The organism is Xylanivirga thermophila, assembly GCF_004138105.1.
Classification (GTDB): domain Bacteria; phylum Bacillota; class Clostridia; order Caldicoprobacterales; family Xylanivirgaceae; genus Xylanivirga; species Xylanivirga thermophila.
Window position 1 is genome coordinate 35,232 of sequence record NZ_RXHQ01000002.1, and the last position, 12,124, is coordinate 47,355.

Here is a 12,124-nt window from a genome sequence, read left to right on the forward strand (position 1 = left end):
CCCCTTTAATCCTCCCCTAATTTTAATGCTTGATGGATCTTTATGTGAGATATAAACCACGCCAGAGTTAAAAAACTCAAGGTCAGCATTATCCCCATTACTAAGTATACCTTTATATAGTCTTTACGCAACGCAAGTACTTTAAATGGCGGCACCTGCTCTGCTGCACCATGGGCCAATTGCAAAAATGGTACAAATAGCTCACTAGCCATACCTCCTATTACTATTCCCACAATAACTGAAATCCCCGATGTCATTATTTGCTCCCATATTAGCATACCCAGTACTGAATTTTTGGGCATACCCATGGCACGAAGCACTCCAAATTGAAGTGTTCTCTTTTGTATTGATAATATCCAGTATATCAAAAAACCTATTGCGCTTATAAGCATGGATATCACAAAACCCAACGTAAGGGCACCATTCATCCCTTGCAGCATTGGATCATTCTTGCCCATAATTATCTGTTGGCTGGCATCCGTAAGCTTTAAAACGGATATTTTATTTTCCTTAATTTCATCGTATATCTTTTGACTATTAGCTCCCTCAGATTTCTTTAGCCATACTTCATATGGTTCTATAGATGTCTTAGCCTGAATATATGCTAAATTAGCTACCACCAAATAATTCTTTCCCTGCTTTTCTCCCTTTATTATATTGGGATTGTATGTAGGCCAATAATCTACTCTGCCATATACTACTCCATCTAAATAGTCCTGATCTCCCCATTTTATGGTGATGTTATCCCCCTGTTTAATATTATAATCCTCACCCATATTTGATGATATCAAAAATGCCTTAGGTGCCTTTGACAACAGGTTTAAGTATTGATACCAATGGTATGGCTTTAAAAGATCACCTCTAAACCATGAAACTTTTCCAAACTCATGGGGTACTATGCCCATAATATATACATTCTGTAACCATTTATCGCTCAGCTGTACAGTACCATTTGTAGTACGAAATACCTTAGTCACAAGTTCTACGTCCGATAGCTTTGTATACGGTTCAAAGGGCGGCTCTATATATTTGAGAGCTGGTTTGCTATCAATATCCGATACAGATGCATTCTCATCCATGTTCATTCCAGAGGATGGCACATCCATAGTTTGCCAATCACCTTTTATAGTTATATCTGCACCTATTTCATACCTTATACGTTCTTCCATATTTGCATTTACCGTTCGAGCTGCATTCGCACTAAAAAGCCCTACTGATAGTGCTAACATAAGAAATATCATCAAAAACTGATTTTGGCCCCTGGAACGCCCTATTTGTACAAATGATGCATATATGGCTGAACTCCACCTCTTTTTACCCAACCAAAATATAAGTCTTATAATATAAGGGTATAGTCTTATAAAAAACAATCCAATACCCAATATAAAAAATATAGATACTACAAAAAGAACAGGATCTATTCCCAATTCTACCGATTGAACACCGGTTAATACAAGGGTTTTTTGCCTCATTCTAAAGGTATATATACCATATGCCGATATGGCAAGTAGCACTATATCTATATAATAACGCTGCCAGATAGGTTTTCTATCTGTTCTTGTTATCTGCCTCTTGTGCTGTACTATACCTTCCCCTCCACTTAAAACTACTGGTATGAGCATTGCCATCATAGCAAAAATCCCAGCTCCAATGGCATATAGATAATACCTAGGCTTTATCACTACCGGAAGTGCTACCCTATCAACAAACTCTAGAAAGCCATTTGCCGATCCTAATATCTGACATATTCCAAATCCTATGGGAGGTCCTATAATAATGGCAATACTGGCTAATATAGCACTCTCCATGAAATAGGCTAAAAATACATGTTTGCTCCCTGCCCCCCTACTTTGCATCACCGCTATCTCATTTCTGTCATGGTCTACAACCAATTTTGATATCATGGATAAATAAAAGGTAAGCATTAGTATGATAGGTACATCCAATATCCATAGGGATACCTTGAGTTTTTTTGCCCTATTATAGTATTCATCTATTATCGAGATAGCCGGAAACTTGATGCTTATTGCCCTATTGGAAGCAAACCATTCCTTTTCACTTTTGTATGCATTTAATATTTTAGATAAGTCCTCTATGCTTATTGCATGATAATCCAATGCAAAATACCATTGGGACTCCTTAAGCATAACTTGCATATCTGCATTTTCTACAAAATCCTTATAGAATATGGCATAATCCATTATAAAGCTTTCCTTATACGGCAATATACCCTGAAACCAATAACCATCTCCCATATCCTTTATATTAAATACACCTACTACCTTAATTCTGAAAGGAACATCCTCCTTACCCACTATACTTTTTATAGTATATACCTCATCTAGTAACAAATCCATGGCTTTAAAGGCTTCCTGGCTTACCATCACCTCATATACACCATTTTTCACCTCATTTGAAGGATATTTACCATGAATGATGTCTACATGGGACTCCATATTGGAGACTGACTCTAATTTAAAAAAACGTTTTTTGGGTTTTGCTTCCCGTTCCACCTCTGGCAAAGCATATATATAGTCAACTGTAAATTTATTATATGAGCTTAAATAGGGTATCCCCATCTCTTCTTTAACATGTGCATTTATTCTTTCATCATGCTCTAAGTACTTGCTACGCCAATTCTCTCCTCCATATGGTATCTTTACATGATAGGTACCGGGGTAACCCTTTGTATCTACTTGATAATTTTCCAGATCTTTTGTAAGCATACGCTGTAACACACCATCTGTATACATTGGTATACTGCTTATCATCCCAACTGCCAGCATAAACCCGATTAAAAGGCATAGAACCATCCATTTATTGCTGGCCATTTTCCTAAATATAAAACGCAGCAATTTAATGCCCCCTATTCTACTATAACTTTTTTGCCTTCATCTATGCCCTTCTTTATCTCTACCTCTGTAGCAGTTTCTATACCTATTTCAACATCCTGTTCCCTCTTTATGCCATCCTCCAGTACATTCACAAACCTCCGACCCATATAATTATGTACCGCATTTCTAGGAAGCACTATTACATCCTCCCGCCTATCTAAGACCAAATTTATTTCAGCTGAATCCCCAGGTTTTATGTCATTTGGTAATTTATCTACACTTATCCTTACCACATTCTTTAGATGATCATCAGCACCTAATGGCAAATTGGCAGGAGTCATAACCACTTCACCTACAAAATTATTACCTTTTACCTTTAAATCCACCTTCATACCTGGCTTAAATTCGGATAGATCATTTCCACTGTACTCAAGAAGCAAATTTTGAGGATCTGCTATGCTCATTATACTTTGATAAGCTTCCACAAAATCTCCAATAGATAACTTATTGTCCATATATACAATCTTGCCATCTATTGATGCATACAATTTTGCTTCATCCAGCTCCCGCCTCAAGTCTTCAAGACGCAACTGTTCTAGCTCCAAGTCAAGCATAGCTGCTTCCTGTGTATACTTATCCTCCCCTTCCTTTGTCTTCTTATATATAATATCTGCCTTTTTAACCATAATTTCCTGCTGTTTTATCCTGCTCTCCAGATTATCCGTTTCTAATTCTGCCAAAATATCGCCTTTTTTTACTTCATCTCCCGCTTTTATATATATCTTTTTAATTCGCCCGCCCCCATGGCTAAAAAATACATTATTTTGTTCTGCTGAGATAAAAGTAGCGGAACCTGTTATCCTCCGCTCAATATCATTACGCTTTGCCTCAATAGTTTCATATGTTATTTCTTCAGGTTCACTGAGAGGCGGATTAAGAATAGGCTCCTCCTTTGGCATAAGATAGCATCCACTTAACGTAAAAGCCATAGTAAATACCAAAATCCCAAAGGCAATTACATCCTTTGATTTATGCATTTTTCATCCCCCTATTATTTTTACTCTAAACTTTCCATCAATAAAATCAATGGATTTCTTGGGAGCATTACTTGTCTGAAACTGCCTTAAATACATAAATAATATGCTGTGAATGAACAATGGCTAAAATATGTAGAAATAAAACAATCTATAAATGTTAACACTTTTATATGGAAGCAGGGTGCCTTATTAGACACCCTGCTATTCCTTTATGTTGATTATCTATTGCTGAAAACCTTTTTACCTTGCACAATAGTCTCTACCACGGATAAATTCCTATCTAATAAGACAATGTCTGCATCATATCCCCTGTCTATAAGGCCCTTATGATCATCTACTCCTATTATGCTGGCAGGAGTATGGGTAAGCATGGTAAGTACGTCCTCTAGAGATACTCCTATGTCCACCATATTGACAAGTGCCTTATCTAAAGTAAGCACGCTACCTGCAAGATTACCTTCCTTAATCCTTGCTGCTCCATCCTTTACAAATACCTTCTGTCCTCCTAATGTATATTCTCCGTCACCCAATCCTGCAGCAGGCATAGCATCTGTAATAAGGGCTATTTTTTGAGCACCTTTTACCCTATAGGCAAGCCTTAATGCAGCAGGATGTACATGAATAAGATCTGAAATAAGTTCTAGTGTAACATCATCATTATCGAGGATAGCACCTACTGCCCCTGGTTCCCTGTGATTCAAACCTGTCATTGCATTGTAGAAATGGGTGGAATGGTGTATCCCCCATGAAAAGGCTTCCATACATCGGCTATAAGTGCAATTTGTATGACCTACTGAAATACTTACATGTCTATCTACTAGATAGTCAACCAGTTCTTTAACACCCTCCATCTCCGGTGCTATGGTTATATGTTTTACTATATCCTCATGGGAGCCTACCAACTCTTTGTATGTCTTTACACTGGGCTTTAGTATATGTTCCTCTTCCTGTGCACCTTTTTTCAATGGATTCAAAAATGGTCCCTCAAGGTGAACACCCATTATCTCAGCACCTTTAATATCCTTTTTCATAGCCTTTGCAATGGCATCCATTGTCCTTTGTGTATTTGACATTGAAGTAGTCATATTAGTTGGCAAAAATGAAGTAGTACCATGCTGAGATACAAATTTCGCCATGGTCTCTATAGCCTCCATTGTACCATCTGCAACATCATGCCTTAAAGCACCATGGATATGTATATCTATAAAGCCGGGACATACATATAATCCCTTCGCATCTATAACCTCACCATCTGTACATTCACCAGATGGAACTATGTCATGAATCTTATTATTTTCAACAAGCACATCATAACCACACAACCACTTACCATCTTTAAATACCTTGCCACCAGTAATGATTAACATATCCCTCACCTCATACCCTTTCTTTTTTATATACCGTAATATAATTTACAAAAAAATGAGCACTTCTACCTACTATTGTACATCAAGGATGCACAACAACATTTTACTTAATAATATCATTTTTCTTACTATCAATCAATATTTTTGAATATTCCCTTCAATTTATAATCGTGCTTTTAGGTTTAAAAAATGGGAAAAGAAGATTTAATTTAAAAGGTCTTCTTTTCCCATTTTCTTAAAGCTCAAACTTTCAATAGTATTATATAATTATACTAAAAATCTATTTATCTATAGAAGGCATGCTGACCGATTTTAGCCACATATGTTTTATTGTTCACTATCCATTTGCCCTCAGCCTTTGCAGGATTAAAGAAATACAAAGCATCTCCCACAGGCCTTGAACCATTATATGCATCCTGTGCTGCCCTTATACTCTCACTGTTAGGTGTATTATATATACTTCCGTCGGCCACAGGGCTAAATTGGGGAATTCCTCCATAATATTCAAAAACTACATTATATATAGTGTTAGGAAAGGCAGAAGATTTCACCCTATTTAATATTACATTACCAACAGCTACCTTGCCTACATAGCTTTCACCGCAGGCCTCGGCATGTATTATCCTAGATAACCAGTATATATCCGGACTTGATCTATCTGTAGAAGCCCTATTTGTAGTATTAGTTTTATTATTATACAATTTCGCCGAGGTGTTCGGTCCTACAATACCATCTGCCGCCAAACCATTTGCTCTTTGAAAGTCTATAACTGCCTGTCTAGTTATGGGACCATAGTACCCGGTCACCTTATAATATTTATAATATCCTAGATCTTTTAATCTCTGCTGTACTCTGGAAACATCATCTCCACGTACACCTACTTTAAGTAGTCTATCCGCTGCGAGGGCTGGCATAGCAGACATAAAAACTATAGTAATTACCAACATTATCATTATCATTCTTTTCCTAGATCCTTGCATAAATACGAGCTCCTCCCTTTATGTTAATTTAGTGATAATTATATATAAAGGGGAACCCCTAGTCAAAGTTCCTATTTTATGTTAGCTCTATGTATTACAAAACTATTAAGTAATTGTTAATGTGTCGTAATATTTCCTCCCTATTTCATACATATGGTATTTTTATCCCCCATGTGTGGACTATTTCACTACAAATTTTATAATAAAATCCTAGTATTTTGTTATATTATTAAATATAATTATATATATCATTTGAAACTTGATGGTTCTTAGATTAACTTAATGCAAATTAATGAGGAGGTTTTTTATGAGTAACAAATGGAATACGTTAAATCGTATCGAAGAATCTGGACTTGTAGTAGTAGTAAGGGCAGATAGTGCTGATCAAGCAAAGAAAATAACCGATGCCTGTCTAGCTGGTGGGGCAGCTGCAATCGAGATAACCTATACTACACCTGGAGCAACAAAGGTAATAGAAGAATTAGCTAAAAACTATAGTCCTGAACAGATAATAATAGGCGCAGGTACTGTACTTGACACCGAAACTGCTCGTGCGGCCATTTTAGCCGGAGCACAGTACATAGTATCCCCCTGTCTGGATATAGACACATTAAAGCTATGTAATAGATATCAGATCCCTTGTATGCCTGGTGCAATGACTATAGCTGATGTAGTACATGCAATGGAATTCGGAGCGGATATTGTAAAAGTATTCCCTGGAGAAGCATTTGGACCTTCCATAATAAAATCCATAAAGGGTCCTCTACCCCAAGCAAATTTAATGCCTACTGGCGGTGTTAATATAGACAATGTTGACCAATGGATAAAGGCAGGAGCAGTTGCCGTTGGTGTTGGCGGGAGTCTTACAAAGGGTGCAAAGACAGGTGATTACGAAGGTATGCAAAAATTAGCAGCTGAATTTGTACAAAGGATAAAATTAGCAAGACAGAAATAAAAAATAAGGGACATGGTCTTTTAAAAGACCATGTCCCTTATTTTTTATTTATATGGAATTATCTTTATCCTATCCAGCATGTATTCAAAATCAGACAAGCCGCATAGCTTGGTACCAGATTGTATGACCGTAGCACTGGCTGCTGCTGATGCCATTTTTAGTGTGTCAGCCAAATCCAAACCTTTTATAATAGCAGCCGCTGCTGCTGCCACCATGCTATCCCCCGCCCCAACAGCGCTTTTCACATCTAAGGATAAGGCGGGAGCAAAATAGGCAGATTTTTTATCCACAGCCACTGCACCACCATCCCCCATAGAGACAATAACCAATGATATACCTTGTTCTACAAGGGATCTACTAGAATCTATTATATCATAAATATTTTTAAATTTTCTGCCCATTATACCCTCCAACTCATATATATTGGGTTTTATCATATATGGTTTCGAATGTATACCTGCCTTTAAAAGGGAGCCATCTGCATCTAATATTACCTTGACAGAAAGATTCCTCACATCATTTATAATCTGTCCGTATATCGATGTATCTACCCCTTGGGGTACACTACCGCTTAATATAAGAATATCACTCTGCCTAGCATAATATATTATCTTTTCTTTCAGCCTATATATAATTTCATCTGATATAAAACTACCTTTTTCATTTATTTCAGTAATCGTGCCTGTTTTTTTATCAAATATTTTTATATTATTCCTAAGTCTGCCCGGTGCTAATACAAAATCATATCCTATACCCTTTTTATTTAAAAATTTTTCCAATATTTCTTTATTATCAAAATAGTTTATACCTGTGCATATACTCTGTATACCCAGCATTTTTATAACTACCGATACATTTATCCCTTTGCCACCCACATCATACATATTCTTATCCACCCTGTTTAAACCACCATATAAAAATTCATCTAGTATTATACCTGTATCCATACATGGATTTAAAGTTACCGTTGTTATCAAGCCTATTCCCCCTGCATCTCTTTAAATGTCTGTCTTATGCTCTAATAAATACCCAGTACTAATAAATAGTATAATAAATACACATAAATTAAATATTATAGCCCATATGCCCTGATTAGCCATGGCAAACTTCATTTCCATAGTTAGATTACTAATATTTAGTTCATGATCTATCATTTTTATATCAGGCAGATACTTAGATATTACTCTATTTAGTTTAGTTATAAGAATGTTTATAAGTATTACAATACCAAATGTCAATCCACCTGCATATTTATTATTTTTTAGCATGCTCTTTGCTAATACCAAAGAAAAATATATGGTAGATAAAAAAGTAATTAAACTTGTAAATATGGCTAATATAACAGTTGCGATAATATCCATATTATTAGCAACGTTATTATCAAATACCTTTAATAGACTATCTGGAGTTAGGTTATGGGCATGAAAAACTGCAAATAATGTATACAATCCACCAAATATCAAACATTCAATAATAGTAGTAAGTATTTTTGAACCTAATATGCTGAAACTACTTTGGGGCACCATAAAAAGCATACTACCTGTATCTTCAAATAAGTCCTTCTTTAATATATTTATAGAATCTATGATTATAAGTACACAGGCAGCTACTCCCATTGCAAATATAACTAACATCATAATAGCACCAAATTGACTTGCATCCCCATTTTGCAGCTTATAATCTAACATCAAAAGCAAATTTGCAATTATTATAGCGGCAGCTCCTCCTAGCATGACCTTTTTACGTCCTTTAAGTTCATACTTTAAAAGCTTAAACATCTTGGAATACCTCCTTATAGATATCATCTATAGATTTACCCTTCTCTTCTCTCAACTCTTCTGCATTGTCCTCAAGGATTGCCTTGCCATTTGATATAAAAGTTACTCTGTCAAACAATCTCTCTATATCATTCACAAGGTGGGTAGAAATCAAAAACGAACAGTCCGTTCTAAAATTAGATATTATGGCATCCATTATCTTCTCCCTGGCCACTGGATCAATTCCTCCCAAAGGTTCATCAAAAATGTACAACTTGGCATTTCTTGAAAGACCTAATGTCAATGTGGCCTTTTCGTACATACCCTTTGAGAGAGCAGTCACTTTATTATCTTTGGTCAGGTTCATAAATTTCAAAAGTTCCATACATTTTGAACGATCAAAATCATCATACATATCATCATAAAAATCAATAGCATCGGCAATTCGCATCCATTTGTAAAGATGCTGGGTGTCTGGCAAATATGATACCATGGACTTGGTTATAATTCCCGGTTCATGTCCTCCTATTTTTATCTCCCCATATGATGGCTTTATAAGCCCTGCAGCAATCTTCATAAATGTAGTCTTACCACTTCCATTAGGACCTAAAAGACCCACTATGCTACCTATAGGCACTTTAATATTAAATCCATCTAATGCCTTATTGTTAAAAAATTTTTTCCCCAGATTTTGAGCAAAAAGTATTGTGTCCATTATTTTCCTTATCCCCTTTCCATATAAAATTCTATTAAATCCATAATCTCAACATCAGTAAAACCTAGATCCCCCATGGTTGAAATAAATGATTTTATTTCAGTCTCGGCCATCTCCCGCCTTAAATCCTTTATCTTTTTTTTATCTTGAGTGATAAAGGTACCCATACCCCTTTGAGTAAATGTTATACCTTCACGTTCTAATTCCCCATATACCCTTTGTATTGTATTTGGGTTTACCTTAAGTCTATTACTCATATCCCTTATTGAAGGTAACTTATCACCTTGCTTTAATTTTCCCGATGCTATCTCCCCTTTTATCATGTTCGATATTTGAACATATATGGGTATATTATCATCAAATTGGGACATTTTTTCATCCTCCCCCATATACAATATTAGTGCACTAGTAATATAGTACACTAATGTTGTATATATGTCAATGGTTTTATAAATTTTTAGGTAGCAATAATACATATCAATTCATAATATATCTTAAGCATATAAAAAAAGAGGAGGTATACTTACATGACACCATACTATTATGACTATACTTATATGTATGAAGGTGGTAATATTTTTGCCGATCCACCTCCCATACTGAGTAACAACCCTGCTATACCAGTAATAGTATTGCGTAAAGAAATGACCGGATACCCAAACTATGGAAATCCAAGTGGCAATGCCGACATACTATATACAGGAAATAGAGGAGTATGGACCTTTGAACTTCCTTCTTGGTTATTATTCTTTGTAGGCGGTAATGCACAACTGATAATATCTGCTGTATTAGATGATCACACTGGAGTACCGGCAAATAGGTATTCTGCTAGAATAATTATAAATGGATCTATCGTACATGATGGCCCTGTACCTTTAGTACATGGTAGGCCAGAAGGGCAACAATTTAATAACTGGCGCCTTTTAAACTTTACAATACCTAATTTAAGAAGGAATAACAGAGTGGTAATACAAAATACCTCTAGAGCAGGGGTAGATGACTGGATAGCCATTGATTGGATGGAAATAGGTATAATGGGGCCTATGATATAGAATATATAAAAAAACACTAGCTGAAAAGCCTACCAGCTAGTGTTTTTTTATATATTCTATTTCTTATTTATCCCTATAAACGTAGTTATACTTTTGCCCTCTAAAGAAATAGTAAATTTTTCATCTATACTTTTTATGTCAGAACGTTTTTCCATATCTACCTGTTCATTTGTAATATATGGGGTTATTTGTCCAGATACAAAGCCCTTTGGCACTATATCCAAAGTTTTGTCATATTTACTATCATTAATTGCCACTATAGCAAAATTACCAGTCTCTATATCTTTATAGGCAGTAATATAAACTCCCAAAGTAGGATTATCAGTAGCACCTATCCTTACATATCCAGGTCTTACAAATCTACTAAAATGTCCAAGGGTAAATAACCTTTTAGACACTATATATGAAGCAAGATCAGGATTTATGTGAATAAGTGTTTGATTATCATTAACAGTATGTGAGCCACGCCAGTAACAAAATGCACTTATCTCCGGTATAGTCATAAATTTATGAATTTTCTTTCCCCATTTTAGTGCATCAGACATACCAGTATCAAAACCACCTGTAGTATCAGACAATTCTGTCATCCATATCTTTTTCCCCGTCTTCTTAGCCGTAGGTAATTCCTTTATTATACCCTGATATTGATGTGCAGCTACAATATCCACCCTTGAACAAGACTCTGGATCTTTTAAAGCATCTTTGACTACAACTTCACTCCATATCGCCATTTCACCTGCAATAACTTTTGCATCTATGTTTTCATTTTCAAATGTAGGCTTAAGGTAATCTTTTATAAAATTTTTAAACATACTTCCAGTCCATAAGCATGATTTCCATGGTGCAGCGTATTCAGGTTCGTTTGCAATGGATACTCCATATATATCCACGCCATGATACTCCTTATATATCTTTATATACTGTGCCAAGTAATCTGCATATTTTTGATAATATTCTTTTTTTAAAAATCCTCCTCGTTCCAGCTTATTATTAGTTTTCATCCAAGCAGGAGGACTCCATACAGTGCCAAATATTTTTTCTACTCCCCTTACCTTGGCTTCATTAAAATACCATAGTTCTCGCATATCCGGTTCATAATTCCATACACCATCATCTGGTTCAATTGTAGCCTTACTATCCCCACATCCTATTTCTGTCCTAAGTATAGATAATCCTATGCCATTATCCCTTGAGTATAGAAGATCCATTACTTCTGTTCTTTGAGGCTCTGACATGCTATAGGTATCTTCTTCATCTTGTGTAATGCCAAATCCATCAATCTCTTGATGGATATCGTTCCAGTCTATAACTACATTAGAGCATGCCTCTGCATTCATCAAAGGTACAATGGCTGTAGCAATAAATATTGCCATTAGTATATTTGCAATATATACCTTCTTAGAACGTGATTTCATGAATTACTACCT

At 35.7% G+C, this 12,124-nt stretch carries 11 protein-coding genes; 2 read left to right on the top strand and 9 right to left on the bottom strand.

What is annotated here, in order from left to right; translation table 11 throughout:
• Positions 1-5: 5 nt before the first annotated feature.
• From EJN67_RS01345 to EJN67_RS14350, 4 genes are all read right to left on the bottom strand, one after another.
• Positions 6-2,855 (bottom strand): ABC transporter permease, encoded by a 2,850-nt coding sequence (locus EJN67_RS01345; RefSeq protein ID WP_129721502.1) that lies wholly within the window; start codon positions 2,853-2,855, stop codon positions 6-8.
• 11 nt (positions 2,856-2,866) lie between these two features.
• Positions 2,867-3,871 (bottom strand): efflux RND transporter periplasmic adaptor subunit, encoded by a 1,005-nt coding sequence (locus tag EJN67_RS01350; RefSeq protein ID WP_129721503.1) that lies wholly within the window; start codon positions 3,869-3,871, stop codon positions 2,867-2,869.
• Between the two features lie 218 nt (positions 3,872-4,089).
• Positions 4,090-5,238 (bottom strand): N-acetylglucosamine-6-phosphate deacetylase, encoded by a 1,149-nt coding sequence (gene nagA / locus EJN67_RS01355; protein WP_129721504.1) that lies wholly within the window; start codon positions 5,236-5,238, stop codon positions 4,090-4,092.
• Positions 5,239-5,522: 284 nt separating this feature from the next.
• Positions 5,523-6,218 (bottom strand): cell wall hydrolase, encoded by a 696-nt coding sequence (locus EJN67_RS14350; protein WP_129721505.1) that lies wholly within the window; start codon positions 6,216-6,218, stop codon positions 5,523-5,525.
• Positions 6,219-6,525: 307 nt separating this feature from the next.
• Between EJN67_RS14350 and EJN67_RS01365 the strand changes: the two genes are divergently transcribed.
• Complete coding sequence (locus tag EJN67_RS01365; protein WP_129721506.1) at positions 6,526-7,173, top strand: bifunctional 2-keto-4-hydroxyglutarate aldolase/2-keto-3-deoxy-6-phosphogluconate aldolase; 648 nt, start codon at positions 6,526-6,528, stop codon at positions 7,171-7,173.
• Between the two features lie 44 nt (positions 7,174-7,217).
• Here EJN67_RS01365 and pfkB read toward each other — a convergent pair whose 3' ends face one another.
• The 4 genes from pfkB to EJN67_RS01385 are packed head-to-tail and all read right to left on the bottom strand — an operon-like array spanning position 7,218 to position 10,016.
• Positions 7,218-8,150, bottom strand: a complete 933-nt coding sequence (gene pfkB / locus EJN67_RS01370) for a 1-phosphofructokinase (RefSeq protein WP_129721507.1) — start codon at positions 8,148-8,150, stop codon at positions 7,218-7,220.
• A gap of 21 nt (positions 8,151-8,171) precedes the next feature.
• Entirely contained in the window at positions 8,172-8,951 is a 780-nt protein-coding gene (locus EJN67_RS01375; protein ID WP_129721508.1) for a hypothetical protein, read from the bottom strand.
• A complete protein-coding gene (locus EJN67_RS01380) occupies positions 8,944-9,645 on the bottom strand; it encodes an ABC transporter ATP-binding protein (RefSeq protein WP_129721509.1) in 702 nt (233 codons plus the stop codon). The genes EJN67_RS01375 and EJN67_RS01380 overlap by 8 nt, the downstream gene beginning before the upstream one ends.
• Before the next feature lie 8 nt (positions 9,646-9,653).
• Positions 9,654-10,016, bottom strand: coding sequence for a GntR family transcriptional regulator (locus EJN67_RS01385; protein ID WP_129721510.1), 363 nt, complete (start codon positions 10,014-10,016; stop codon positions 9,654-9,656).
• Between the two features lie 156 nt (positions 10,017-10,172).
• Here EJN67_RS01385 and EJN67_RS01390 point away from each other — a divergent pair, with 156 nt between their 5' ends.
• Positions 10,173-10,697: a hypothetical protein gene (locus EJN67_RS01390; protein WP_129721511.1), complete on the top strand. Its 525-nt coding sequence runs from the start codon at positions 10,173-10,175 to the stop codon at positions 10,695-10,697.
• A gap of 56 nt (positions 10,698-10,753) precedes the next feature.
• Here EJN67_RS01390 and EJN67_RS01395 read toward each other — a convergent pair whose 3' ends face one another.
• On the bottom strand, positions 10,754-12,112 hold the full coding sequence (locus EJN67_RS01395; protein ID WP_129721512.1) for a glycoside hydrolase family 30 protein: 1,359 nt from the start codon (positions 12,110-12,112) through the stop codon (positions 10,754-10,756).
• Positions 12,113-12,124 lie beyond the last annotated feature (12 nt).